At 66.2% G+C, this 25304-nt stretch carries 20 protein-coding genes and 3 pseudogenes; 15 read left to right on the top strand and 8 right to left on the bottom strand.

What is annotated here, in order from left to right; all coding sequences use genetic code 11:
• Positions 1-216: 216 nt before the first annotated feature.
• Positions 217-1851 carry a fatty acyl-AMP ligase gene (locus AADZ55_RS20080; RefSeq protein WP_207569137.1) on the bottom strand — a complete coding sequence of 545 codons (1635 nt, stop codon included), beginning with the start codon at positions 1849-1851 and terminating at the stop codon, positions 217-219.
• 187 nt (positions 1852-2038) lie between these two features.
• Between AADZ55_RS20080 and AADZ55_RS20075 the strand changes: the two are divergent.
• Positions 2039-2324, top strand: a pseudogene (locus AADZ55_RS20075) (hypothetical protein).
• A gap of 70 nt (positions 2325-2394) precedes the next feature.
• Here the strand turns inward: AADZ55_RS20075 and AADZ55_RS20070 are convergent.
• Positions 2395-2571, bottom strand: coding sequence for a hypothetical protein (locus AADZ55_RS20070; protein WP_165759441.1), 177 nt, complete (start codon positions 2569-2571; stop codon positions 2395-2397).
• 443 nt (positions 2572-3014) lie between these two features.
• Between AADZ55_RS20070 and AADZ55_RS20065 the strand changes: the two genes are divergently transcribed.
• Positions 3015-4283, top strand: a complete 1269-nt coding sequence (locus tag AADZ55_RS20065; RefSeq protein WP_085326657.1) for a DEAD/DEAH box helicase — start codon at positions 3015-3017, stop codon at positions 4281-4283.
• A 104-nt stretch (positions 4284-4387) separates the two neighbouring features.
• The gene (locus tag AADZ55_RS20060) at positions 4388-4591 is read left to right on the top strand and encodes a cold-shock protein (protein ID WP_085326656.1); all 204 of its coding nucleotides are present in this window, start codon (positions 4388-4390) and stop codon (positions 4589-4591) included.
• Between the two features lie 287 nt (positions 4592-4878).
• Here the strand turns inward: AADZ55_RS20060 and AADZ55_RS20055 are convergent, their stop codons facing one another.
• Positions 4879-7332 (bottom strand): PE family protein, encoded by a 2454-nt coding sequence (locus AADZ55_RS20055; protein ID WP_341286232.1) that lies wholly within the window; start codon positions 7330-7332, stop codon positions 4879-4881.
• A gap of 604 nt (positions 7333-7936) precedes the next feature.
• On the opposite strand from AADZ55_RS20055, the gene AADZ55_RS20050 reads away from it, so the two are divergent.
• The 3 genes from AADZ55_RS20050 to AADZ55_RS20040 all read left to right on the top strand — a co-directional run bounded on the left by AADZ55_RS20050 (position 7937) and on the right by AADZ55_RS20040 (position 10369).
• Entirely contained in the window at positions 7937-8650 is a 714-nt protein-coding gene (locus AADZ55_RS20050; protein ID WP_085326250.1) for a sensor domain-containing protein, read from the top strand.
• A 46-nt stretch (positions 8651-8696) separates the two neighbouring features.
• Entirely contained in the window at positions 8697-9470 is a 774-nt protein-coding gene (locus AADZ55_RS20045) for a M15 family metallopeptidase (RefSeq protein WP_085326252.1), read from the top strand.
• A gap of 86 nt (positions 9471-9556) precedes the next feature.
• Positions 9557-10369, top strand: a complete 813-nt coding sequence (locus tag AADZ55_RS20040; protein ID WP_085326254.1) for a methyltransferase domain-containing protein — start codon at positions 9557-9559, stop codon at positions 10367-10369.
• A 178-nt stretch (positions 10370-10547) separates the two neighbouring features.
• On the opposite strand, the pseudogene AADZ55_RS20035 reads toward AADZ55_RS20040, so the two are convergent.
• Positions 10548-11159: pseudogene (locus tag AADZ55_RS20035) on the bottom strand (amidase family protein); the annotation flags it as partial.
• A 135-nt stretch (positions 11160-11294) separates the two neighbouring features.
• Here AADZ55_RS20035 and AADZ55_RS20030 point away from each other — a divergent pair.
• Entirely contained in the window at positions 11295-12251 is a 957-nt protein-coding gene (locus tag AADZ55_RS20030; protein ID WP_085326256.1) for an LLM class F420-dependent oxidoreductase, read from the top strand.
• Positions 12252-12265: 14 nt separating this feature from the next.
• Here the strand turns inward: AADZ55_RS20030 and AADZ55_RS20025 are convergent, their stop codons facing one another.
• Positions 12266-12553, bottom strand: coding sequence for a 2Fe-2S iron-sulfur cluster-binding protein (locus AADZ55_RS20025; RefSeq protein WP_242670195.1), 288 nt, complete (start codon positions 12551-12553; stop codon positions 12266-12268).
• A gap of 99 nt (positions 12554-12652) precedes the next feature.
• Here AADZ55_RS20025 and AADZ55_RS20020 point away from each other — a divergent pair, with 99 nt between their 5' ends.
• Genes AADZ55_RS20020 through AADZ55_RS20005 form a run of 4 tightly spaced genes read left to right on the top strand, consistent with a single transcriptional unit; the run spans position 12653 to position 16783 of the window.
• Positions 12653-14056 (top strand): class I adenylate-forming enzyme family protein, encoded by a 1404-nt coding sequence (locus tag AADZ55_RS20020; protein ID WP_085326258.1) that lies wholly within the window; start codon positions 12653-12655, stop codon positions 14054-14056.
• Positions 14034-14939: an acyl-CoA dehydrogenase family protein gene (locus tag AADZ55_RS20015; RefSeq protein WP_085326335.1), complete on the top strand. Its 906-nt coding sequence runs from the start codon at positions 14034-14036 to the stop codon at positions 14937-14939. The genes AADZ55_RS20020 and AADZ55_RS20015 overlap by 23 nt, the downstream gene beginning before the upstream one ends.
• On the top strand, positions 14926-16014 hold the full coding sequence (locus AADZ55_RS20010; RefSeq protein WP_085326260.1) for an acyl-CoA dehydrogenase family protein: 1089 nt from the start codon (positions 14926-14928) through the stop codon (positions 16012-16014). Before AADZ55_RS20015 ends, AADZ55_RS20010 begins: the two co-directional genes overlap by 14 nt.
• A 1-nt stretch (position 16015) precedes the next feature.
• Positions 16016-16783 (top strand): enoyl-CoA hydratase/isomerase family protein, encoded by a 768-nt coding sequence (locus AADZ55_RS20005; protein WP_085326263.1) that lies wholly within the window; start codon positions 16016-16018, stop codon positions 16781-16783.
• A 10-nt stretch (positions 16784-16793) separates the two neighbouring features.
• Here the strand turns inward: AADZ55_RS20005 and AADZ55_RS20000 are convergent, their stop codons facing one another.
• Positions 16794-17654: a proline-specific peptidase family protein gene (locus tag AADZ55_RS20000; RefSeq protein ID WP_085326265.1), complete on the bottom strand. Its 861-nt coding sequence runs from the start codon at positions 17652-17654 to the stop codon at positions 16794-16796.
• Between the two features lie 201 nt (positions 17655-17855).
• Between AADZ55_RS20000 and AADZ55_RS19995 the strand changes: the two genes are divergently transcribed.
• The 4 genes and pseudogenes from AADZ55_RS19995 to AADZ55_RS19980 all read left to right on the top strand — a co-directional run bounded on the left by AADZ55_RS19995 (position 17856) and on the right by AADZ55_RS19980 (position 22728).
• On the top strand, positions 17856-18995 hold the full coding sequence (locus AADZ55_RS19995) for a thiolase family protein (RefSeq protein ID WP_085326267.1): 1140 nt from the start codon (positions 17856-17858) through the stop codon (positions 18993-18995).
• Between the two features lie 9 nt (positions 18996-19004).
• Positions 19005-20256 (top strand): annotated as a pseudogene (locus AADZ55_RS19990) (MFS transporter).
• A 309-nt stretch (positions 20257-20565) separates the two neighbouring features.
• Entirely contained in the window at positions 20566-21537 is a 972-nt protein-coding gene (locus tag AADZ55_RS19985) for a thiamine pyrophosphate-dependent dehydrogenase E1 component subunit alpha (RefSeq protein WP_119185031.1), read from the top strand.
• 186 nt (positions 21538-21723) lie between these two features.
• Positions 21724-22728, top strand: a complete 1005-nt coding sequence (locus AADZ55_RS19980) for a sugar phosphate isomerase/epimerase family protein (protein WP_085326271.1) — start codon at positions 21724-21726, stop codon at positions 22726-22728.
• Positions 22729-22744: 16 nt separating this feature from the next.
• On the opposite strand, the gene AADZ55_RS19975 is transcribed toward AADZ55_RS19980, so the two are convergent.
• Both AADZ55_RS19975 and AADZ55_RS19970 read right to left on the bottom strand, forming a co-directional pair.
• Complete coding sequence (locus AADZ55_RS19975) at positions 22745-24361, bottom strand: GMC oxidoreductase (RefSeq protein ID WP_085326273.1); 1617 nt, start codon at positions 24359-24361, stop codon at positions 22745-22747.
• 115 nt (positions 24362-24476) lie between these two features.
• On the bottom strand, positions 24477-25268 hold the full coding sequence (locus tag AADZ55_RS19970; protein ID WP_242670196.1) for an SDR family NAD(P)-dependent oxidoreductase: 792 nt from the start codon (positions 25266-25268) through the stop codon (positions 24477-24479).
• Between the last annotated feature and the right edge of the window lie 36 nt (positions 25269-25304).

Genomic DNA, 25304 nt, shown 5'->3' with positions numbered 1-25304 from the left:
TCTAAGTGTCGCACCATAGCCAAGTGCTGATAATCCACGGGTGGTTCCCTCACGGTCGGCATCGTCTGCCCTGCGAGCGCGGAGCACACGGAGGAATCACATTGCCCGTGGGGGTCACCCGGATCGAGTCACGATGGACCGCCGCCGACAACGAAACGGCTCACATCTAACGCTACGCCACCGGCATCGGCTTCGGCGACAGCCCGATGGTGCTTGTCAGGTGACCAGTGACAGCGCGTAAGCGCGGCGCAGCTTGCCCGACGGTGTCTTGGGGATCGCGCCCGGGGCCAGTACCACCACATTGCGCGGCCGCGCCGCAACTTCGGTAACGACTTCGTGGGCAACCTCGTGCTTGATGCGCCGCACCTGCGCGGGGTCGTCGATGTTGTTTGATTCCACGGCCACGGCAAACGATTCCCGGGAATGACCGGCGTCGAGTCGCACCGCCGCTACACAACCTGCGCGCACTCCAACGACTCGCCCGGCCGCACGTTCTACATCAGTGGGGTAGATGTTGCGTCCGGCCATGATAATTACGTCCTTGGCACGACCACAGACCACAACATGGCCGTGCTCGGTCAGATATCCGAGATCCCCGGTGCCTAACCAGCCCTGGTCGTCTTGGGCGGCCACAAAACCGCCCGTCGTGACATATCCGGATGTCACTGAATCTCCGCGTACCTCGATGAGCCCCACACCGCGGATTGGCTCGACGGCGCCAGCCTCATCGACAACGCGGGCCTGCAAACCGTTCAGCAATGGTCCTAGCGACGCGAGCCGGCGGGTGTTGCCGGTGGTCGCGGGCACCGCCCGACGCAGCACCGCCAGCATGTCGGCGTCGACCTCATCCACGATTAGCCCGCCGCCGCATTGCGAAAACGACACCGCCACAGTAGTTTCGGCCATCCCATAGGCCGGTAAGATCGCGTCGGGACGCAGCCCGAACGATGCCCCAGCCTCGCAGAAATCCTCCACATCGGCCGGTTCGACCTGTTCGGAACCCGACAACGCCCATCGCAACGACGACAAATCAAATTCACCAGGCTTGGCATGCCGGCGTAATCGCTTCGCCAGCAACGCGTAGGCAAAGTTGGGCGCCGCAGTCATCGTGGCCCGATATTTGTCGATCAACTTGGGCCACAACAAGATATCGGTCAAGAAGTCGACCGGGGTGATCTTGACCAACTCCCCACCGAACAGCATCGGCACCGTCAAAAATCCGGTCATGCCCATGTCATGAAACAGCGGCAACCAACTCACGATCACATCGGTATCCAGGTCGTAGCGGGAGCCGACGAACATCGCCTCGGCGTTGGAAATCACATTGGCGTGGGTGATCACCACCGCTTTGGGGCAACCCGTCGAGCCCGACGTCAACTGCAACAACGCCAGATCGTCCTCACCGCTGCCCACCGCGTCAATCGGCGCAGCGGTCAGCAGCTCGGCGATCGTCACCACCGTGACGTCATGCTCGGCCAACACCGCGACAACAGCCATGAACGGATCAGAGACGATCACCACCGTGGCCTCGATCATCCGGATGACCGCCAACGTGTCCTGCGCCCACAGTTCCAGGTGGGTGCGGGGCGTCGGCTGATGCAACATTGTCAAACACGCGCCCCGCAACCACACACCCTGCGCGGTCGGCGCGATTTCGACCGGGGCACCGGCTAGTACACCGACCCGATCACCCGGGCCGACCCCCAACGCGGCCAAACCACCCGCCACCCGCCGAGCCCGCTGATGAACCTCGGCCCAGCTAGACCGGACCGGCGCACCTGGCTCACCGGTCACCAGGCCATGAGTACTTGACTCCGCACTGCTGAGCATCGACTCAACGAATCTGCTCACCGCCACCTCCCCAACATCCAGGGCTGGCGTCAGGCCAGCTTCGGTCATCTCGGGACGTATGAGGTGACAGGTCACAGTACCGGTCAGTCGAGCCCAAGCGAGCGCACGCCTGGGCAGGCGCGTCGAATCCTGCTCCGCCGTTGCCATTGTCGGTTTGGGTTCAAAGCGGCACACCAAAGAGGGACGGGTGGGCGCGGCCATACAGAATCGGTGCGACGCACCCACAGATCCATCCGTCGCAGATCCGGGTCGGTGACATCGTCGGAACGGCGGACCCCATCGCCGTGCGCTACACGGTCAAGCTGACCAGCGGGCCGCAGACCACTTCGCGTCGGTGGACATTCTTCGGCCGCGACGCCGAGGGCTTGCGGCACACGAGCACGTTCGGGGAAGACGACTTAGTCCGCAGGTACCCCAAAACACCCGGACGTCCGAGAACTGGCATCGGAGCGCATCGGTTGGGGGCCAACTGAATTCGATGTCGACGATCCCGCGGACAGGCCGGTGCAAAGCCCCGATCAGCTCCGGCGGTTCACCTGCCACTTAGGGCTGAATGCGGCCACCATGCACCGTCGATGTCCTCGCCGTTGCGGAGACAGCGGCATCGGCGTCGGGCCGGTCCGAAAACGTCGGGAATTCGACTGGTTCTCCGGAGGCTTCGCCCGAAGCGACGTATTCCGGCGTGTCGGGATGCGAAAAAAACAGGTTCGAGTTGTCCATGTGGTGTCCTTACGAATCAAGAAGGGGCGGCCGCACGCGCTGTTGACGGACGACGATCGGATCGCGCGCTGATCTCTTTCATCGCGCCGATCTCTTTCGTAATGCGTTGACGATTCGCAATGACCGCTAGAACGCGGTTCACCTTCGACTCTACAGGCAGTGGGCGTGGGCGCTCGCGCCAACCGGTCAGCGGGGTCGGGGGTGTCCAAGGTCGTGGTGCTGCTATGCTCATGGCAATGTTGGTCCATGCGATGACCAACCCGTCGTGAAACGTTTCTTGATCCTTCCGGCGCCCGCCTTGATCTAGTGGCGGACGCACTGAATCCGGCGCAGTTCGTATCACGGCGATCGATTTTGCCCACCGGCAATCTCGCCACCGTGTGCTGACCGACTGCGCGTGCTTCGCCGCCAGCTTGGCACAACCATGCTGAAAGACATCTAAAGTGATGACTGGCAACACATTTGCCGATCTCGACGTGGGTGAGCCACTCATCGAAGTGCTCGCCGCCCGCGGGATCACCCAGCCGTTTCCCATCCAAATCCAAACTCTTCCCGACGCACTCGCTGGCCGAGACGTTCTCGGCCGCGGCAAGACGGGCAGCGGTAAGACGCTCGCCTTCTCGATTCCTATCGTCAGGCGGCTGGCCGGACATCCGCGCCGCCCGTCCCGACCGTCGGGTCTGGTTCTTGCCCCCACCCGAGAGCTGGCCAGCCAGATCACCGCGACGCTGGAACCGTTGGCCGCCGTCAACGGCCTCCGGGTGACCACGATCTTTGGTGGGGTACCGCAACGCAGGCAGGAGGCGGCGCTCAAGTCTGGCGTCGACATCGTCGTGGCCTGCCCCGGCCGGCTCGAAGACTTGATGAAGCAACGCCTGATCTGCCTCGACTCGATCGAGATCACGGTGATCGACGAAGCCGATCACATGGCCGATCTCGGCTTCCTTCCCGGTGTCACCCGCATCCTGGCGGCCACGCCGAGCGGCGGCCAGCGGCTGCTGTTCTCAGCGACCCTCGACGACGGCGTCGACAAGCTCGTCAAGCGATTCCTGCGCAACGCGGTGCTGCACTCTGTTGACGGCTCAAACTCACCGGTGGCCGAGATGACCCACCACGTGTTCCACGTCTCGGGCGTGCAAGCCAAGAAGGAGCTGGTACACCGGCTCGCCTCCGGTACTGGCCGCCGAATCCTGTTCATGCGCACCAAACATCAGGCGCGCAAGCTCGCCAAGCAGCTCACCGAATCCGGTGTTCCGGCAGTCGATTTGCACGGCAACCTTTCTCAACCCGCGCGCGACCGAAACCTCGCCGCCTTCAGTGCGGGTGAGGCGCGGGTGTTGGTGGCCACCGACATCGCCGCGCGTGGTGTGCATATCGACGGAATCGAATTGGTGGTGCACATCGATCCACCCGCCGAGCACAAGGCTTACCTGCACCGGTCCGGACGAACGGCGCGGGCTGGGAACGCGGGTGACGTCGTGACCGTTGTTCTGCCCGAGCAGCGTAAAGACATCCGCGCGCTGATGCACCGCGCAGGTATCCGTGTCACTCCGCAGGAGGTCACTGTGGACTCGGCCGCCGTGCATGCGGTGGCCGGTGATATGGCGCCCTACCGGGCTCCCGCTCCGAAGAAGGCGGCTCCGTCGCATCCACGCCGCTCGGGTTCCGGTGGCCGCAGACGTGGTTGCCGTTCCGGCCGCCCGAAGAGCTGATTGTTATAGCGCCACAACGGGTTTCAACAAGTAGGCCAGCTCGTGCTACCCTAACCGTTCGGATGTTATTGGTACATCCGAATTTGAATGAGAGAAGTAAGTAAATGGCACAGGGAACTGTGAAATGGTTCAACGGTGAGAAAGGCTTCGGCTTCATCACCCCAGACGACGGAGCGAAGGACCTCTTTGTCCACTACTCTGAAATCCAGGGAAGCGGCTACCGCTCGCTTGAGGAAAACCAGCGTGTTCAGTTCGAGGTTGGGCAAGGAGCCAAAGGACCCCAGGCAGTAGGAGTCACTGCGGTCTAAGAAACTCATGTAGTGGGCTGGTGCGGTTGTTTCGCACCAGCCCATTGGAGTTTCTAGACCGCTTGAGACGCGACAGCGTCGTCGCTGAGTCGACTCGTCCACGATGGACTCTTGGGTTGGCACGGCCTGCATCACACAACCGGCGACCGCGAACAGACACATGGCTTCTTTGCTCTGAGTGGCGGTACGACCCCGACCCCTGGCCGCCAAAGGTTGACCTCGCATCGATGAACCGACCGACGGGCTGGTAGAGATCGCCGCCGCCGTTGCGGGCTGCGATCAGCCAGCTATGGCGATCCGTTCTGCCCGGGCGTGCCGCCAAACTGGCCGGCGCTGCCACCGGTTCCGCCGGTTCCGCCGTTGACGCCGTTGCCGCCGTTGCCGCCGTCGCCGAATAGCGACGGATTGAAGGTTCCGTTGACAACTAGCCCGGCGTCACCACCGTCGCCGCCATTGGCGGCATTGACCCCGGTGCCGGCGTTGCCGCCGTTTCCGGCCGAGCCGATGAACCCGAGGGCGCCGCCACCGGTACCGCCGTCGCCACCGGTCCCGGTGGGGGCGGCGCCGCCGGTACCGCCGGCACCGGCCACGGAGAGCCCAACCGTTTCGGCCTTGCCGCCGTTGCCGCCGTCGCCGCCGGTGCCGCCGGCCCCGGTGGCGGCCCCACCATCCCCACCGGCGGCGCCGACGCCCGCGCCCCAGATCGCGGCGCTGAACCCGCCACCGCCGCCGGTCCCGCCGGTGCCGTTGGCCCCGGTGGCGGCGCCGCCGGCCCCGCCGGCGCCGGCGTGCAGCACCGAGAACCCGAAGAGGTTGAACGGGGCAATGGCGGCGCCGCCGAAACCGCCGTCCCCGCCGGTGCCGCCGTCCCCGGTGGCGGCCCCACCGGCCCCGGCGGCGCCGGCAAGCCCCAAACCGAATGCAACGGTGCCGTAGGGTACGGCGGCACCGCCATTGCCGCCGGTGCCGCCATCGGTGGCGCCGTTGCCACCCTGCCCGCCGGCACCGCCGATCGCGATGTTGAGCCCGAAGGGGCTGCGGCCGGTGGCCACGCCGCCGGGACCGGCGGAGCCGCCGATTCCGGCCGAAGCGTCGCCGCCGGCGGCGCCGGTGCCGCCCAGGGCAAAGATCAGGCCCTCTGCGTTGCCGCCCGCCCCGCCGAACCCGCCGGTTCCGCTGGTTGCGGCACCGGCGGCCCCGCCCGCCCCGCCGAAGGCGGCGAGTCCGCCGTAGGCGCCGCCCCCGCTGCCGCCATTGGCGCCGTTGACCCCGACGCCGGCACCGGCGTTGCCCCCGTTCCCGCCCGTGCCGATTAACCCTCCGAGGCCGGTGCCGCCGGTCCCGCCATCGCCGCCGGTACCGCCGGGCGCGGCGCCGCCGTGCCCGCCGGCACCGCCCCCGCCGCTCAGCAGCCCACCGCCGTCGCCACCGTCCCCGCCGTTGCCGCCGGTCCCGGTGGCGGCCCCGCCAACCCCGCCGGCTCCGCCGAAGCCCGAGCCCACGACCGCGACGCCCAAACCGCCGTCGCCACCGTCCCCGCCGGTGCCGCCGACCCCGGTGGCGGCCCCACCAACCCCGCCGACGCCGCCTTGGACCACGCCGAACCCGAGGAAGTCGGTAGCGGTGCCGCCGGCACCGCCGTCCCCGCCGGTCCCGCTGGTAGCTGCGCCGCCAATGCCACCGGTACCGCCGATGGCGAAGCCGAGTCCAATGAGTCCCGTAGAACTGTTGCCGCCGGCACCGCCGTCGCCGCCGCTGGTACCGGCGCCGCCGTGCCCGCCGGCACCGCCGATGGCGAGGTCGACCCCGAGGGGGGTCTGTATGAAGCCAACGCCGCCGGCGCCGCCGGCCCCGCCGGTACCGGTGGAGGCGTCACCGCCGTGCCCGCCGGCTCCGCCGACGCTTACGAGCAGGCCCTGTGCGGCACCGCCGGCCCCGCCGGCGCCGCCGATTCCGCTGGTAGCAGCCCCGCCGGCCCCGCCGGCCCCGCCGATGGCTACAAGTGCGCCACCAGCACCGCCGACGCCGCCGACGCCGCCGTTCTCGCCTGCGCTGGCGGCCCCGCCGGCTCCGCCGTTGCCGCCAATGCCGAACATCACCGCGTTGCCACCCGCCCCACCGGCCGCGCCGCCGACGCCGCCGGCCCCGCCGGCCCCGCCACTACCCCACAGCCACCCACCGGTACCGCCAATGCCGCCCGCCGCGCCGGCCCCTCCGGCCCCGCCGATCCCGCCTTGGCCCAGCAGCCCGGCGGACCCACCGGCACCCCCGGGCTGTCCGGGGCCGCCTGAGCCACCGTTGCCGCCGTTGCCCAACAACAACCCCCCCGGCCCGCCGGGCTCCCCGGTCCCGGGGGCCCCGTTAGTGCCATTGCCGATCCAAGGGCGGCCCAACACCGCCGCCGCGGGCGCATTGACGACACCCAGCAGGTTTTGCTCGAGGGCCTGCAACGGCGCGGCACTGGCCGCCTCGGCGGCCGCATACGCGCCCATAGCCCCGGTCAGCGCCTGCACGAACCGGGCATGAAACTCCGCCGCCTGAGCGCTCAGCGTCTGATACTGCTGGGCGTGGCTGGAAAACAATGCCGCGATGGCCGCCGACACCTCATCACCAGCGGCGGCCATCAGCCCGCTTGTTGGGACCGCGGCCGCCGCATTCGCCGCGGTCAGCGACGAGCCGATGCCCGCGAGACTCTCTGCCGCCATCGCCGCCAGGTCCGGCGCTGCAAATACAAACGACATCTGACACCTCCACATAGCCGGTGTGATTTGACTGTCGTCCGTCGGTAATGCTAGTGCGGATAGTAGCCCTCTTGGGGCGAATTCGACACCATCAATATATTTCGCGTGGTTGTCTGAAAGCCCGCGCGGCCGGGCGGCCTGCCGAGGCCGCCTGATGAGGAACTTCCAACGATTTGCAAATTGCCGAACCCCCGGACGCTTGGCGGGTTCGGCAAATATTGCGCATTCGTGATTGGGATTTGCGCGCGTCGCGGCCTAAAAGTCAAGGGTTGCAAAGCTGTTCGCGGCAATTTGTCCGCGAAACGCCTAGAACGTCGGTGGTGCAGGTGAACTACGGAGCCCTTCGAGGTGACCCAGCAAGGACGACGTCGTGGCAGGTCCGTGCTGCAGTTTTCCAGGCCGAGTCGAAGAGCCGTGACCATCAGGTATCCGAGCTGGTCTCGCTGACACGTCCCGTCACTCTTGTCAATTCCGCCCATCAAACGTCCCGATGTCCGTACGATGGCGGCAACGGCGTTGGCAAAGCGGTAGAACGCCCTTAGCCAGCGCCGAAGCCCCCCTAGCGACCGCGGACGGGCAGTCCGCAGAAACCGGCATATCAACGATGAGGCCAACGAACTCAACCCGTCCGAACGGGAGATGTCGAACGCGCTGGTCAGCGTGGCGACCAGTGGTGAATCGCGGCGCAGCTACCAGGTTGGCCGCCATCGTCTGCTCTGCAGCGGTCGTGATCACGGCGTGCTCGCACAAAGCCCCATCGGCCCAGCCGACGACTGCTCCCCCCGCGTCGCGTGTCGACGCGTTGATCGTGAGCGTCGAGGATGTACGGCGGATCGCCAACTACGAGGAGCTCGCCACACATTCGCTCGCGGACATGGATGAACCGCCGGAGGCGGACACAAGCGCTCCGGGTCCCTGCCGGGCGGTGGGAAACAGCGATCTCACCTTCGGCACCGGCTGGTCGGAGTTTCGCAGCGCGGGTTACCACGGTGTCACCGACGACCTCAGACCGGGCATGCCCGTCATGGTCGAGACCGTCAGCCAGGCGATCGCGGTGTACCCGGAGCCGAGCGCGGCTCGCGGTGTGTTCCATCAACTGGAGTCGGCGTTGGAGGCTTGCGCTGCCCTGCACGACCCGTACTTCGAATTCATCCTGGACAAGCCGGACGCCTCCACGCTGAGGATCAGTGCTCCGGGTTGGAGCCACGTGTATCGGGAGAAGTCCTCGGTGTTCGTATCCGTCGGCGTGTTGGGTCTTGAACCCGCGGAGCAGATCGCCAACAGCATCCTGCAGACGATCAGCGATCGCATCAAGTAGCCGGCCGAACATCGGGAGCGGCGCACCAACCCGCGACAATGGTCGGATGCGTCTGATCGGGGGGCTAATTCTGCTCATGGTTGCGCTGGTCCCGGCGTGCGGGGCCGGCGGATGTGATCGGCTGGTGTCGGCTGACGGCTCGCGGGCTTCGACGACCGCGACGGTGGTGGGGGTCCGGCCGGTAAGCACCACCACACCGTCGGGTCCGGTGCCGCCGGTCGGCGAGGCGGCGCGCGCAGCTGGGTTTCTCGACGTTCGCAGTGTTGTTCCCGACGCCGGGATCGACCTGCGCTACGCGACGCCGAACAACTTCACCGGCACACAGTTGTACCCGTCCGGCGCAAGATGTCTCGTGCACCAATCCATGGCCCAGGGTCTCGCGGCCGCCGCGGCGTTGTTGCGCCCACACGGGCAGGTGATGGTCTTCTGGGACTGCTACCGGCCGCATGACGTTCAGGTCAGGATGTTCACCGTGGTCCCCAACCCGGCCTGGGTGGCGCGGCCGGGTCAGTACGCGCGCAGCCATGAGGCGGGTCGTTCGGTTGACGTGACATTCGCCAGCGCGCAGCAGCAGTGCCCACCGGGGCGGCAGTTCGACGGACTATGTCTGGCTGACATGGGCACCGACTTCGACGACTTTTCTTCGCGGGCAACGGCATTCGCAACGCAGGGCGTCACTGCCGATGCCCAGGCCAACCGTGCGCGGCTGCGAGCCGCGATGGGGGCCGGTGGGTTGGCGGTGTACTCCGGTGAGTGGTGGCATTTCGACGGCCCCGGTGCCGGCGTTGATCGCCCGATCCTGGGCGTGCCGGTCGACTAGACGTCCCATATATTGGGACAAATATTTCATTATTTGGTCGCTGCGGTAGGGTTCGGGCAAGACATCTACCCCAAGGGATCGCGGTCGTGAACGACAAACCTCAAGTCATCTACACCCACGGACACCACGAGTCGGTGCTGCGTGGCCACCGACGACGCACTGCGGAGAACTCCGCCGGCTACCTGCTGGCCCACCTGGAGCCGGGGTTGTCGGTGCTCGACGTCGGGTGCGGCCCCGGGACGATCACCGTCGACCTCGCCGCCCGGGTCGCGCCCGGATCGGTGACCGCCGTGGAGCGAACCCATGACGCCCTTAGCCTGGCCCGCGCCGAGGCCGGGCGGCACGACCTGTCGAACATTTCGTTCGCCACCTCCGACGTGCATGCACTCGACTTTCCCGACGACGCGTTCGATGTTGTGCACGCGCACCAGGTGCTGCAGCACGTCGCTGATCCGGTGCGGGCGCTGCGGGAGATGAGGCGGGTGTGTAGACCCGGCGGCATCGTCGCGGCTCGCGATGCCGACTACGCGGGGTTCATCTGGTTCCCGAAGCTTCCGGCGCTGGACCGGTGGCTGGACCTCTATGACCGCGCGGCGCGAGCCAACGGCGGTGAACCGGATGCCGGCCGGCGGCTGCTGTCCTGGGCTCAACAGGCGGGATTCGACGACGTCACGCCGACGGGCAGCGTCTGGTGTTTCGCCACGGCCGAGTCCCGCGCATGGTGGGGCGGCATGTGGGCCGACCGGATCCTGCAATCCGACCTGGCCCACCAGCTGGTGGACTCGGGTATGGCCACCACCGCACAACTTGAGGAGATCTCCACGGCGTGGCGGGACTGGGCCGCTGCCCCGGACGGTTGGCTGGCGATCCCGCACGGCGAAATCCTTTGCCGGGCATAGGCTCGAGCATGCTCGCTCGCGCTGTCAAGTTGTCAAGCTGTCCTGCTCGGGGCAGCGGGGAAGCCCCCGCAGAGTGATTCGAAGGCATCAGCGACCATGAGCACGGTGGCGTCGTGGATCGCTTGCCCGTGATCATTATTCCGACGGGCAGGCCGTCCACCAGGCCGGCCGGCACCGAAATGGCGGGATGGCCGGTGACGTCCGTGGGTGCGGTGTTGGCCGCCTTGCCGATCGCCTGGGCGAGCAGCGTGACATCCTGGGGGCTCGCCGTCGGGAGTGCGCCGGCGATGCCGGGGGTGGTGGGCATCACCAGTACGTCGTATTGATCGAGCGCATGGTCATAGGCGGCGCGCAGATGCGGCAACAGATTGCGTGCCTTGGCATAGCTCACGCCGCCAAGGGTTTTCAGGCCGTAGTGGCCGCAGAGTGCCGTCGCCTTGATGGTGTTGGAGAACTGATCGGCCGTGACCGATCGCCGACTTGCGAAATGCCCCACCAGCTCTGGGTCGTAGAAGCCGTCCACGCCGAGCCCGTAACCGTTGCCGTCGAGCATCTGATAGGTGGCGCCGTCGGTGAGGATGACGGTGAAGACATGAAACGCGTTCCGGTGCCATGGCAAGCTGATATCGCCAACGGTGCAACCCATTTCGGTAAATCGCTGGGCAGCCGAACGGACCAGCTCGTCGACCTCCTGCCGCGAGCCGGGTTGGTCGAAGCCCTCGGTGACGATGCCCACCCGCAGGCCGTCAACGTCACCGGTGAGCGCGGCCCGGTAGTCGACCTCCGGCAAGTCGACACGCTGGCGGGAATCCCGGCCGTCGGGTGGGGCGCCTGGCGTAGCCCGTCGGTATTGGAATTCTCTTTTTCTGCAAGTACGGTGATCATTGATGGATAACGCAGTTCGGAACGGGGCCGTGGAGGTACCGTGCGGGTCGGAGTGATGATCGGCCCAGAGCGAGGCGATTCCACGCGCAAGGTCACCCGGATGCTGGCCGACATCGACTGGGCCGAAACCGCTGGCCTGGACAGCGCTTGGATCCCGCAGATCCCCAGCGACTTCGACGCGCTGCTGGCGGTGGCCCTGATGGGGACTCGCACCGGCCGGATCGAACTGGGCACCGCCGTCGTTCCACTGCAGGCTCAGCACCCAATTGCGTTGGCCCGTCAAGCCTTGTCGGTGCACGCCGCCACCGGTGGCCGGCTGGCGCTGGGTGTCGGGCCGTCGCACCACTGGATCGTGGACGACATGCTCGGGCTGCCCTACCGGCGCCCCGCCGCGTATACCCGGGACTATCTCGAAGTGCTAAACGCGGCGTTTACCGGCCCGGGCGCCGTCGACGTGGAGAACGACACCTTCACGGTTCACAATCCGCTGGACCTGGGTCCGGTGGCACCGCTGCCGGTATTGGTGGCCGCACTGGGGCCGGTGATGCTGACGTTGGCCGGTGAGCGGGCCGATGGCACCGTGCTGTGGATGGCCGACGAACGCGCCGTGGCCGAGCACGTCGTGCCGCGGATCACCAAGGCCGCCGATAGCGCCGGGCGCCGGGCTCCGCGCGTCGTCGCCGGTGTGCCCGTATGTCTGTGTGGCGCAGCCGAAGTCGACACGGCGCGTGAGCGCGCCAACCGGATCCTGGGGGAGGCGGAGGTCTCGCCCAACTACCAGCGACTCCTCGGCTATGGCGACGCCCGAGACGTCGGAGATATCTGCGCGGCCGGTGACGAGGACGCCATCGCGGCCCGGTTCCGCCGATTCGCCGACGCCGGAGTGACCGACCTGTCGGTGCGGCTGCTACCGATCGGCGACAATCGTGACGAGCTGGTGGCATCCAAGCGCCGCACCCGGGAGATGATCGCCGCGCTTGCCCCGCAACTGCGGTAGCGCCGACCCCGGGACTACTCGTAATGCACCGTAATCGACGGCGTATCGGGTACGCCCTGGCACGTCAGGATGTAACCTTCGGCAACCTCCTCGTCGTCGAGCGCGTCGTTGACCCGCATGGTCGCCCGTCCCTCGGTGAGTCTGGCCAGGCAAGTTCCGCAGTTGCCGGCCTCGCAATTGAAGGGCGGGTCCAGGCCGGCCCGCCGCGCGCACTCCAGCAGCGTCTCGCCGGGAACCAGCGGGACCGACACCTTCTTGCGCTCGAGGTGGATGGTCACCGTGCCGGGCTCCGTGATGACCACCTTTCCGGGCCGGTTGCTGCACTTGCATTCTTCACCGGAGAGAATACTATTCTCTCCAAACGATAGTATCTTCTCGAGACCTCTGGAGAGGACCGCGGCGTGACCGAGCCGGCCGTGCTCGACTTCGAGGAGCGGCGCTTCAGCCTGCCCCAGCTCGAGGCGGCGGCCGATGGGCTGGCCCTGGCGCTACGCAAACGCGGCGCGGTCGCCGGCGAGCGGGTCGCGGTGATGGCAGCCAACCGGCCGGAGTTCGTCGCCGTGTTGCTTGCGATCTGGCGGTTGGGCGCAACGGCGGTGCTCATCAGCCCCGCGTGGAAGCGCGATGAAGTCGAGCATGCGCTGGCGCTGACCAACCCGGCGCACGCGGTTGGTGACCATTCGGTGCTGGCCGGCCTGATGCCGATGCTGCACCTGGACGAACCGATCACGCCTGGCCAGCCGGCGTCCGGCCCGCCGCCACCGGGCGCCGATGCGCTGCTGGTGTTCAGTTCCGGCACCACCGGCCTGCCCAAGGCCGTGCGGCACACCCACGCGTCGTTGGATGCGGCCGTTCGGCACTGGCGTGACGCGCTGCGGCTGACCGCTCGTGACCGCATCCAGATTGCGACGCCGCCGTCACACATCCTGGGCCTGCTCAACATCCTCACCGTTTTGCGCACCGGAGCCCGGATGCGGCTGCATCGCCGGTTCGACATCGACCGGATGCTCCATCACATCGAAAACGACCGCGTCACCGTCGAAATGGCGGTCGCGCCTATCGCGCTGGCCATCGCCTCGCACCCGGACCTCGAGTCGTACGACCTGTCGTCACTGCGGTTCATCGTGTGGGGCGCGACGCCGGTCACCGCCAGTATCGCCGAGACGGTGACCCGGCGGACCGGCGTGGGTTGGGTTCCCGCGTACGGCACCACGGAGTTGCCCGTCATCGCATGCAACCCGCTGGCGGTCCCCCGGCTCGACACCGTCGGCCAGCCGGTGCGCGGCGTGCACCTGCGAGTGGTGTCGCTACGGACCGGCGAACCGGCGGTAGGGGACGAGGTCGGTGAGATTCAGGCGCGGTCGGTGTCGCTGATGGCGGGCTACCTGCCGGCCGAGGCGACCGCGGAAGCATTCTGTGGCGGCTGGTACCGGACCGGAGACGTCGGCTGGCTCGACGCACATGGTTGGCTGCGGATCACCGACCGCCTCAAAGAGATGATCAAAGTGCGCGGATTCCAGGTTGCGCCGGCTGAAATCGAGGCCGTGCTGCATGGCCATCCCGCCGTCAAGGATTGTGCGGTCTTCGGTGTCCCCGATGGGGGCAACGGGGAAGCGGTTGTCGCCGCGGTCGCCACGCACGCTCCCGTGGATGCCGGCGAGCTCGTCGCCCGGGTGGCGGCGAAGCTGGCCTCCTACAAACGGCCGAGCCGGGTGGTCTTCGTCGCCGATGTTCCTCGGCTGCCCTCCGGCAAGGTGCTGCGCCGTGTGCTGAAGGAGCGTTATGGATGCGCGTCTGACGGCTGAACAACGACAGCTGCGCGATGCCGCCGCCGAACTGGCTGACGATCTGGGGCCGGCATCGGTGCCGGATCTCGACGACGAGAATCGAATTGCGCGTTTGGACAGGAAGATTGCGGCGGCGGGGTGGCGATCGCTGCGCTCCGATGGAGCATCAGGCGCCGAAGTAGCGATCCTCGCCGAGGAATTCGGGCGCCGACTGGTGGACGCACCATTTCTGGGGCCCGCCCTGGCCGACGATCTGGCCCGCCACATCGACACCGACGCCCGGGGCGTGACGGTGGCGGTTGACGGGCGGGCGATCGACGCTCGCGGGTATCGGCGGGCCCTAGCGTTGTCGGGTAGCACCGTCCTGGCGGTGGACCTGGACGGCGGTCAAAACGGTGCGGATCTGACCCGGGCCAGTGCGGGCACCCTGGGCCCGCCGGTGGCTCTCGGTGACGTGTCTACCGAAGCCGCCGATCGATGGCTCGCTCTTGCGCTGGTCGCCACGACGGCCGACCTGGTCGGAGATGCGCGCGGCGCGCACGCCGTCGCCTGCGACTACGCGAAGATCCGAGCACAGTACGGCAAACAGATCGGGTCCTATCAGGCCGTCGCTCATCTGTTGGCCGAAAGTCTCGCTCTGATCGAAGGTTCGGTGAGCGTGCTGCGGCACGCCGCGTGGGCTGTCGACGAACTCGAGCCGGTCGACGCGCTTCGGGCTGCCCGGGTCGCCAAGGTGTACTGCGCACGCGCCACGCGCACCGTCTGCGAGACCGCGGTGCAGGTGCACGGCGGCATCGGCAACACGTGGGACTGCCTGGTGCATGTCTACCTGCGCCGGGCGCTGACATCGACCGAACTGTGGCCGGCACGGTGGGAGGAGATCGACCTTGGACTTTCGTGACTCACCGCAGGAGGCCGGCTTCCGGGAGCGGTTGCGATGTTGGCTTTCGGTGCACGCAACCGAATTTTCCGGCTCCGGCGACGAATACTGGGCTGGCCAGGCGCAGTGGCATCGGGCGCTGTACCGCGGGGGCTTCTTCGGGTTGTCCTGGCCACGCGAGTACGGGGGCCAGCAGCTGCCACCGGTGTACGACATCATCGTGGACGAAGAACTGGCGCGCGCCGGCACGCCGCCGCGCCCGAGCGTCGGCTACCTGGTTTACGGCATCGGCAGGCACGCCAACGACGAGCTACGGCAACGCTTCCTGCCCGGCATCATCGACGGCACCGAGCGCTGGTGTCAGGGTTTCAGCGAGCCTGGCGCCGGGTCGGATCTGGCCTCGCTGACCACCACCGCGACCCGCGAGGGTGAAAACTACGTGGTGCACGGGCACAAGATCTGGACCAGCTACTCCGATGTGGCCGACTGGTGTCTGCTGCTGGCCCGCACCGACCCGGAGGCCAACCGGCACCGCGGCCTGTCGGCGTTCGTCATCGCGATGAAACAACCTGGCGTGCAACAGCGTACGTTGCGGATGATGAACGGAGTCACCAACGAATTCGGCCAGGTGTTCTTCGACGGCGCAATGGTGCCGGCGGACCGGATGGTCGGTGCTCCCGGTGATGGCTGGGCAGTGGCCATGACCGTCGTCGGACACGAGCGTGAACCCGCCACGCTGGGGTACGCGGCCAGGTACCACAAGCTCGTCCGAACCCTGTTGGCCCGCAACGATGGTCCGCCCACCGAAGCGCTCGCGTGGGCGGCCGTGCAAGCGGAGATGCTGACCCATCACGTGCGGCGGCGGTTGTCCGAACAGCTCGACGGCGTGTCGCACGGTCCCGAAGGGTCGCTCGACAAGCTGCTGATGACCTGGGTCGAACAGTCCGTCGGGCACGCCGCGTTGGCCATTGGCGGAACCCGCGATCCAGACCTGCTTAGCGCCTACTTGTACAGCCGGGCGCAGAGCGTAATGGGCGGGACGTCACAGATACAGAAGAACATCATCGCTAGACGAATCTTGGGATTGGGAGTCTGACGTGTACGGCATGCCCACCGAAATCGACGTTCGTGCCGACGGGGCGCTGCGGATCATCACCCTGAACCGACCGGATGTTCTCAATGCGGTCAACGACGAACTGCACGTCGGACTCGCAGCGCTGTGGCCACGATTGAGCGACGATCGCACGGCCCGGGCTGCGGTGCTCACCGGTAGCGGAAAGGCGTTTTCGGCCGGCGGCGATTTCTCCTATCTCGCCCAGTTGGCGGTCGATGCCGATCTGCGGGCCAAGACCATCGCGCATGGGCGCGAGCTCGTGCTGGGCATGGCCCGCTGCCGAGTTCCGTTGGTGGCGGCGGTCAACGGCCCGGCCGTCGGGCTCGGCTGTAGCCTGGTCGCCCTGAGTGACATCGTCTATATCGCCGAAGACGCCTACCTGGCCGACCCGCATGTTCAGGTGGGGTTGGTGGCCGCCGACGGCGGACCGCTGACCTGGCCGCTGCATATCAGTCTGATGTTGGCCAAGGAATATGCGCTGACCGGCACGCGGATCCGCGCGGAGCGGGCAGTGGAACTCGGGCTGGCCAACCACGTGGCAGCCGACCCGGTCGCGGAGGCAGTGAGCTGTGCGAAACGGATCATCCAGTTGCCCCAGCAAGCGGTCGAGAGCACCAAGCGCGTGCTCAACATTGCGCTGGAACGCGCCGTCCTGGCCAGTCTGGACTACGCGTTGGCGGCCGAACACCAGTCGTTTATGACCGAAGACTTCCGGTCGATCATCACCAAGCTGACGGCGGGCAAGAACTGACCCGCACCGGTCAAATGTCGTGCGAGCGTAGGAAGTCGCGCAGCACCATATCGAACCGGTCCGGCTCTTCGATAAACGGCATGTGGGCACTCGACTCGAAGAGCTCAAACCGCGAGCCCGCGATGCGGCGGTGCATTTCCCGCATGTGCTCGGGCGAACATTCGTCGAACCGGCCGGCAAGCAACAGGGTCGGCACTGCGATATCGGCCAGCCGGTTGACGATGTCCCAGTTGCGAATGTTCCCGACGACGCGAAGGTCGCTGGGGCCAAACATCGTCTCGAAGATCTCGGTTCCCATGTTGCGCAACGCTTCGTCGAGTTCCGTGGGCCAGGGGAGGGTACGGCAGAGGTATGTCTCGTTCCAGGTTCGGATCGCCGCCTGGTATTCGGCGGCATGGGTGGTGCCGGCCGCTTCGTGACGGTCAATGGCCGATCGAGTTGCCGGGTCCAAGCCGGACTTCAAGCCGGCCACGTAATCCGAAAACTCGGGCATCGACGCGGTGCTGTTGGAGATGGTGAGACTGATGGCGCCAGACGACGTATCGAGCACGTACTGCTGCGCCAGCATCCCACCCCACGAATTGCCAAAGATGTGGAAGCGGGTCAGGCCAAGGGCCGCCACCACGGCGTCCATCTCGGCCACTGAGCGGTCCATCGTCCAAAGTTCAATGTCTGACGGACATTCGGAGTTCCCGCAACCGAGCTGATCCCAGAAGATGACCTCCCGCTCGTCGGCCAATCGTTGCAGCGAAGCCAAGTAGTTGTGCGGCAAGCCCGGCCCACCATGCACCACCAGCAGCGAATTACCAGGACCGCCACCAACCCGCTGGAACCACACGCTTCCACCCGGGACCGCGATTGTCCCCTCCATTTGCCGCCCTCCCAATTTCGACCGACGAGCAGACGCAGAATCGCACAATTCCGGCCGGAATTGTGCGATTCTGCGTCTGCTCACGCCGCAAGGTCCGCACCCCTTCTTGCGAAGCGCGCTCTCAAGCTGAGAGAATGATGTTCTCTAGGTGTGCGGGCAGGCTGCCGAACCCGCACGGTGCCCGCGAAATGGAGAAGACCCGTGCCTGAAGCCGTGATCGTGTCCGCCCTGCGAACCCCGATTGGCACCGCCCGGAAAGGAACGCTGCGCGACACCACCGCATTCGACCTGGCCCACCATGTGGTCAGCGCAGCCGCGGCAAAGCTGGATTCGGGGCAGATCGACGATGTGGTCCTAGGTGAGGGCCTCTACGGCGGCGGCGTGGTCGCCCGGCATGCGGCGGTCACCGCCGGACTGACGGCGGTGCCCGGTCTCGCCCAGAACCGGCACTGCGCGGCCGGCCAGGCGGCGGTGCAAAGCGCCGCGGCAAGCGTGCGCGCGGGAATGGATCAACTGCTCATCGCCGGGGGCGTGGCCTCAGCGTCCACGTCGCCGCGAGCGCGGTTCCAGGTGGACGGCGAGTGGGTCGACTGGTTCCCGCCGACTCACCCGGACCGGCCCGACGCGCCCAATATGGACATGTCGATCACCGTCGGCTGGAACGCGGCCGTTGCCGCCGGGGTGACTCGTGCGGAGATGGACGCGTGGGCGTTGCGGTCACATCGCAATGCGATCGCCGCGATCGACGAGGGCCGCTTCGTCGACGAGATCGTTCCGATCGAAACCCCGCACGGTCTCTTCTCGGTCGACGAGCATCCGCGCCGCGACACCAGCATCGAAAAGCTGGCCGCACTCAAACCGCTGCATCCCGAAATCGAAGGATTCTCGATCACCGCCGGCAACGCCAGCGGCGCCAACGACGGTGCCGCCGTGCTGACCATCGCCAGTGACCGGCTGGGACTGCCCACGCTGGGCAGGGTGCGGTCCTGGGCGTCCGTGGGAGTCGACCCCGCGGCAACCGGGCTCGCACCAGTCGAGGCGATCCCGAAAGCGCTTGCCCGCGCTCAACTTTCCCTATCCGATGTGGATCTGTTTGAAATCAACGAGGCGTTCGCGTCGATGTGCGTGGCTACCGTGAAGATGCTGGATCTGGATCCGGACCGAGTCAACGTCAGCGGTAGCGGTTGCTCGCTGGGGCATCCGGTGGCCGCAACGGGTGCCAGGATGCTGGTGACGCTGGTGCACGAGCTGCGCCGGCGCGGCGGCGGGGTGGGGGTCGCGGCGATGTGTGCCGGTGGCGGCATGGGTTCCGCGACGGTCATCGAGGTCCCCGCGCCGTGACCGTCCGAGCTGGTCGGGGGTTGGTGTTCCTTTCCGGCACGGAGGCGCTATCCGGGCGTGATCTGGCTGCTGCTGGCCGGGAATCTGGCGGTGCGGGCGGCCGGATTCGCCTATCCGCTCCTGGCCTACCACGTGGCTGGGCGCGGGCACGCCGCCGGTGCCGTCGGCGCCGTCCTGGCCGCCTTCGGGGTGGGCTGGGCCGTGGGGCAGGTGATCTGTGGGTGGCTGGTGGACCGCATCGGGGCCCGGGCGACGCTGGTGTCCACCATGCTGGTAGCCGCTACCGTACTGGTGCTGATGGCCGAGGCGAGCACGGTCCCGGCGTTGCTGGTAGGGGCCATGGTCACCGGCGTGGTTGTTGACGCGCCCGGTTTTGGGTGCCGCGATCGCCGCGTTGATCCCAGATCCACGGCGGCGGGCGAAACTCGACGCCCGGCGGTTCGGGTGGATCGTGAGTATTGGCCGCGCGGTCACCGGCGGACTCGGCGGTCTGCTCGCCGGCTGGTCGGGTGTGCCGGTGCTGTATTGGATCAACGGAATCGCGTGTGCGATGTCCGCGCTGGTCGCGGCCTGCTGCGTACCGGCCTGGGCGCGCCCTCCCGCCGCCCCGATTGCACCGGCCCTGATGGGTTCGGCAACGTCTGCCGGGACGGGAAACGTCAGTTACCGGCGTGCGTTTGCCGATGGTCGGCTGGTGCTGCTGTTCGTATCCAGCCTGGCGACGCTGACGGCGGTCAGGGGCTTGCAGGCCACCGTGCCCATGTTGATGACCGACAGCGGGCTGGGTGTGGGCGAGTTCGGCTGGGTGCAATTGGCCAATGCGGCTGCGGGTATTGGACTCACTGCGCTGATGACGCCCTGGCTCGGTAGAAGGGTTGCGGCGCGTCTTCGGCCGAGGCTTGACATCCTCGCCATTGCCGGCGCATGGACGGCGTTGAGCATGGGGGGCGCCGAGCTTGCGCATACCACCCTCGGCTTCACCGTGGCCGCGGCTGTGTCCGCGCCGGGCGAGATCGCTTGGTTCGTGGTTGCGGCCGGCATCGTGCACAGCATCGCTCCGCCCGCCAACCACGGTCGCTACCATGGAATTTGGTCGATGACCCTGGCGGTCGCTTCGGTGGTTGCGCCGCTCATAGCTTCCTACAGCCTGGTTCATGGCGGTCATTTGTTGGTCGCGGCGGTCACCGCGGCGGTGGGTTTGGTCGGTGCTGCGCTATGTCTGCCGTTGGCGCAGGCTATGCGCCGGCCGACGCCGGCTTGAGTCCCGCGTCGGAAGCGCCGACACGAAAGTTGTCCGCAGACCCCATAATTGGAGCAGGATGCACGTTTGGGGCGGAAGCCGGGACTCAGGAGTGGTGTCCTACGGCAGGTTAGGTGCAACCGCCGCGGATGGTGTCCTCCGATCGGGGGAGGGGGCATTCGTCATCGTTTCGGGCCGATCGGAGGACCCCGGCGGGAGCGAGCGATCCTAACTTGAGTTAGTGACCATTGTTGCGCCCATCGATCCCGCGCACCGCACCACGGGATCTGGTCCTTGCACGGTGCGGCCTTGAGCACGGGGAGCCGTCACCTGCCCTGCACAAGTGACGGGTCGACTGCGGTTGCGCTCGGTCGGCTGCTGTATCGCCGGATGTGTGTGTTGCGGTTGCTTGATATGGCGTTGGAGCGGTTGTGCGCCGAAGGTCTGATCAAGGGGCCGCTGCGGGCCGGCTTTGGCCAGGAAGCGGTGAGTATCGGGGCTGCGGCGGCGCTGGGCGAAGGTGACATCACGATCACCACCCATCGTCCACATGCCCAACACGTCGCTATTGGCGGTCGCCTTGGCCCGATGGTCGCGGCGATGACAGGCTCAACCGCGGCCGACATCTGGGGCGGCGACAACCAGGTGCTCGATGCCTTTCCTCGGGGCGGACTGTCGGCAGGCCCCTGCGTAGTCAAGCAATCGCCGTCGTATGCGATCGGACACGCCTACCGGCAGTGGCTGGCCGACACCGGCGGGATCACCCTCTGTGTCACCGAAGACTGCGATGTGAACTCGGCCGCCTTCAACGAGGCCGCGAACATGGCTGCGGTGTGGCAACTTCCGGTGGTGATTCTGGTCGAGAACATTCGATGTGCGCTGAGTGTGCGCTCGGACAGGCATCTGCGGGAGCCGCAGGCCTATCGCAGGGCAGCAGCCTACGGCATGCCGGGGGTATCGGTCGACGGCAACGACGTCAAAGCGGTCCGCGACTGTGTGACCAGCGCGGTGCTGCGGGCTCGGGCTGGCGGCGGCCCCACGCTGGTCCAAGCGATCACCTACCGCACGATCGATTTCTCCGGATCTGATCGTGGCGGCTATCGCGACCTGGCCGGCTCCGAGCAGTTTCTGGACCCGTTGATGTTCGCGCGAAGGCGGCTGATAGCCGCCGGCGCGACCCGCGATCGGGTCGCCGAGGAGGAGCGCGCGGCATGCCAACTGGTGGCCGATGCGGTGGCGTTCGCCAAGGCAGGTTCGCGGCGCGACAGCGGTGCCCGCAGCCAACCGCCAGCGTGCGTGTGAAATTCCGGGCATATCGTGGCAGTCCCAAAATGCGGACGCGGATTATCCAGAGCCATTGATGATCACGTCAGTTCTCAATTCCCGCTCGGAGCCGGTTGACGACCGGTGTTGTACCGCTCGGTGAACTTGACATTCGGGTAGCAATAACGCAATGATTGAAATTCGATTTCGGGCGTGGAGGTTGATATGAAACTCGGTGTCTATACCGCGTGCCTACCTGACAAGACCTTGGTTGAGTGCCTGGATGTCCTCGGCGAGCTGGGTCTTGACAGCATTGAAGTGCATGCCGGTGGCTTTCTCACTGCTCCACACCTACCGGTCGATGGATTGCTGGCAAGTTCGCGGGCGCGGCACGAGTACCTTGCACAACTTTCGGACCGTGATGTCACGCTCACCGCGTTGAACGTGAATTGTAATCCGCTGCACCCCGATCCCGAAGTCCGCGGGGTGTATGTCCGTGATCTTTGGCAGGCTATCGACCTGGCGGGCTTGCTCGGCGTGCGGAACGTGGTAACCATGTCCGGCCTGCCGGGTGCGCATCCCGGGTGCCTGGCCCCGACCTGGATGCCCCAGCCTTGGCACAGTGCGGCTACGGACGTGCTCCGGTATCAGTGGGACGACGTTGCTGTTCCTTTCTGGAGGGATGTCGAACGGCGCGCTCGCGCCGCGGATGTGCGAGTCTGCATCGAAATGCACCCACACAATATTGTGTATAACCCGGCCACGCTAATGCGACTAATCGAGCGCACCGACGGCGAACACATCGGCGCAGAAATGGATCCAAGCCATCTATTCTGGCAGGGAATTGAACCGATTGAAGCCATTAGATATCTCGGCGACAGAGTATTCAATGCCGCGGCTAAAGACACACGCATCAACGAAGTCAATTGTCGGTTGAACGGAATACTCGACGACCGGTATGTCACTCCAGCCGCGGACGATCCGTCGACCATAAAGCTGGGTGGACGATATGTCCTCAATCAGGCTCCGGCGGATCCCGCCTGGCAGTTCGTGGCCGTTGGCCGAGGTCATGATGTTGACTATTGGACGTCTTTCCTCGCCGCGCTACACGGAGTCAATCCCTCGATTGCGGTGAACATCGAACACGAGGACGACGAGCTCGATGTGTTGGACGGATTGCGAGTTGCGGCCGACACGCTGAAGAAGGCTTCCTCCGGCGTGGGGCAGTAGCGAGTTGGTCGGCCAATCAGCTTGTGGCGTGTGGCTTTTCGAGCAGATGATCCGCTGCTTTCAGGGCGATCGCCACACTCGTCAACGTCGGGTTGGACGCGGTCGCGGTCGGCAGCAGACCGTTGCCGCCAAGATAGAGATTCTCGAATCCCCAAACCCGCGAGTTCGTGTCGACAACGCTGGTGGCTGGATCCTGCCCCATCCGGACCGTGCCGGAGATGTGCAGCGGCAGACCGGGTGTCGGAAAACTCGGTTCAGAGCCGCCTAAGAACCCACCGATGGCCAGCGCGGCTCGCAGCATCTCGGCCATCATCGCGTGCAATCGCGCCGCGTCGGCCGGGCTGAAGCTGAAATCGAACGTTGGTTGCGGCATACCATGCACGTCGGAATGCCGATCCGAGAACCACACCCGGTTGTCCGGACGGGGATCGACCATTCCGAACCACCGTAGGTCCATGATGAGTCGGGTGTCGATGTGAGGTACCCGGTCGGCGTAGTGAAATGCGTCGCGATTGATCTGGGCGTGCCAGGGACGGCCCTCGGTGACGGGTATCCAGATGTTTGGCGCCGGATCCCGCGCGGGAATGGGAAGTGTGTCGTCGGGGTAGAGCTGCCGGTGTGATCCCAACGCCGCGGCGAATCGTTCGTCACCATCGATCTGATCGACGAGATCACGAAGCAGGATCACCTGGCAGAACACCGTGGGATGCTCGGTGAGATACCGGCCCAACGCATCCGGCCTGATCTGTGATGCCCACAGCAGTTGTGGGGTCAACACGGCTCCACACGCGACGACATAGCGGTCGGCGTAGATGCGTACCGCCCGCATACCGATAAGGTCGCGTGCTTCGGCGTAGGCGATCCGTGTGCCGTCAGCGTCTTGAACCAATCGGGTGCACAGGTGTTGCGGCAGAATCCTGAACTGCTCCGCAGCGCCGCCGGAGTCCGCCAAATCACCGAGGATCGTGTCAACCCCGGTCCATTGCACCATCCCGGGATTGTTGGGGATTTGGTTGACCGCGAGCGGAAGATCCTGCACCTCGTAGTCGGCTGGAAGCTCCGAGAATTCCTGTCGGAGTGCGTCAATCAGTAGCCGCTGCCGCACCGAGTGGTCGAACACGCCCTGCTGGACCGACAGCAGTTGTTCGGCTTGGGTATAGTAGCGCTCCCAATCGCCTGCCGTAATCCCGTTGTAGCGCTCCATTGTTGGATGGTGTCTTGGACATACGCACGTCCAGTGGGTCGCCATACCGCCGACGGCGTAGCATGCGGCGGCGGCCGGGATGTTGCGGTAGGGATCCTGGTCGGGATTCTCGGCATTGCGGGCGCGGCTGCGGTTGGTTCCCAACTCGGGAAACGCCAACGGGTCGACCGCGAGATCTGGCCGCGCGCTCGGCGGGATAGAGAACAGATGCAGATGACTGCGAATGACCGGTTCGAACAGATCGGGGTTGTGCTGGTAGATATAGGCGTTTTTCAAGTTCTGACCGGGACGCGCCGAGAGCTGGGTACCCGCATCAAGCATGATGACACTCAATCCGCCGTCGACCAGCTTGCGCGCGAACGTGGCACCGATGGGGCCGGAGCCGACAATCAAGACGTCGGTCCGGTACGACGACGTTTCCGAGGTCATCTTGCCTCCCAACAGTTGTGCATGGCAGCCGGGGTTTAGACCAGCAACGGTGCGTAACTAAAGTAGTCGTCGCGATGCGTGTATGCGGAATATCCAGCGTGTCGTCCCGCCGCCATCACGGGATAATGGTCGCGATAACCCCGCCATCGACCCGCAATGCCGCCCCGGTGGTCGCCGAAGCTCCTTCCGACGCCACGTAGTGAATAAGGTTCGCGACTTCGCTCGGCAGGCAGAATCGCCGGATCAGCGATGTCGGGCGAATCTCGGCGAAGTACTGCTTCTCAGCCTCCTCGAACGGGATGCCGCCGTACATTTTGGCCAAGAACTCCTCTGCGCCGGGAGTACGGGTTGGCCCGGGCAACACACAGTTCACGGTCACACCGGTACCGGCGACACCGATCGCGAATCCCCGTGAAACGGCCAGCTGCGCGGATTTGGTCATCCCGTAGTGGATCATCTCGGGAGGCGTGGTGACCGCGCACTCGCTGCTGATGAAGATGACCCGGCCCCAGGCGCGTTCGGCCATGCGGGGGGCGTAGTGCCGGGTGAGTCGGACACCGCTGAGCACATTCACTTCGAAGTGTCGACGCCATTCGTCATCGGAAATCTCGAATGGCGCAGATTCGGTGTATATGCCGGCGTTGTTGACCAAGACGTCCAGGTTGCTGATGGCCGCGAAGATCTGTTCGGCACCGTCCTCGGTGGCAATGTCGGCAGCTACCGCGACGATGTCGCCGCCAGCGTCGCCGACGGCGGCGCGGATGCGTTCGGCGGCCGCTTCAGTACGGTCCGCGTCGCGCCCGTTGACGTAAACGGTGTCTCCACCGCGGGCGAAAGCGATGGCGGCGGCTTCACCTATACCGGATGTGGATCCGGTGATGAGAACGTGGCGTGGATTTGCTGGCATCATCTCTCCTTACCTGGTGCAACGTCTTGATCCGGC

The organism is Mycobacterium decipiens, from assembly GCF_963853665.1.
Lineage (GTDB): Bacteria > Actinomycetota > Actinomycetes > Mycobacteriales > Mycobacteriaceae > Mycobacterium > Mycobacterium decipiens.
This window is presented reverse-complemented; position numbering and strand designations above follow the sequence as displayed.

What these genes read in the sequence shown, in the direction of transcription:
- AADZ55_RS20000 (WP_085326265.1), bottom strand. Translation starts at nt 17,654, where the DNA reads ATGGAGGGGACAATCGCGGTCCCGGGTGGAAGCGTGTGGTTCCAGCGG.
- AADZ55_RS20050 (WP_085326250.1), top strand. Translation starts at nt 7,937, where the DNA reads ATGAGGCCAACGAACTCAACCCGTCCGAACGGGAGATGTCGAACGCGC.
- AADZ55_RS20055 (WP_341286232.1), bottom strand. Translation starts at nt 7,332, where the DNA reads ATGTCGTTTGTATTTGCAGCGCCGGACCTGGCGGCGATGGCGGCAGAG.
- AADZ55_RS19970 (WP_242670196.1), bottom strand. Translation starts at nt 25,268, where the DNA reads ATGCCAGCAAATCCACGCCACGTTCTCATCACCGGATCCACATCCGGT.
- AADZ55_RS20045 (WP_085326252.1), top strand. Translation starts at nt 8,697, where the DNA reads ATGCGTCTGATCGGGGGGCTAATTCTGCTCATGGTTGCGCTGGTCCCG.
- AADZ55_RS20015 (WP_085326335.1), top strand. Translation starts at nt 14,034, where the DNA reads ATGGATGCGCGTCTGACGGCTGAACAACGACAGCTGCGCGATGCCGCC.
- AADZ55_RS20070 (WP_165759441.1), bottom strand. Translation starts at nt 2,571, where the DNA reads ATGGACAACTCGAACCTGTTTTTTTCGCATCCCGACACGCCGGAATAC.
- AADZ55_RS19975 (WP_085326273.1), bottom strand. Translation starts at nt 24,361, where the DNA reads ATGACCTCGGAAACGTCGTCGTACCGGACCGACGTCTTGATTGTCGGC.
- AADZ55_RS20060 (WP_085326656.1), top strand. Translation starts at nt 4,388, where the DNA reads ATGGCACAGGGAACTGTGAAATGGTTCAACGGTGAGAAAGGCTTCGGC.
- AADZ55_RS19980 (WP_085326271.1), top strand. Translation starts at nt 21,724, where the DNA reads ATGAAACTCGGTGTCTATACCGCGTGCCTACCTGACAAGACCTTGGTT.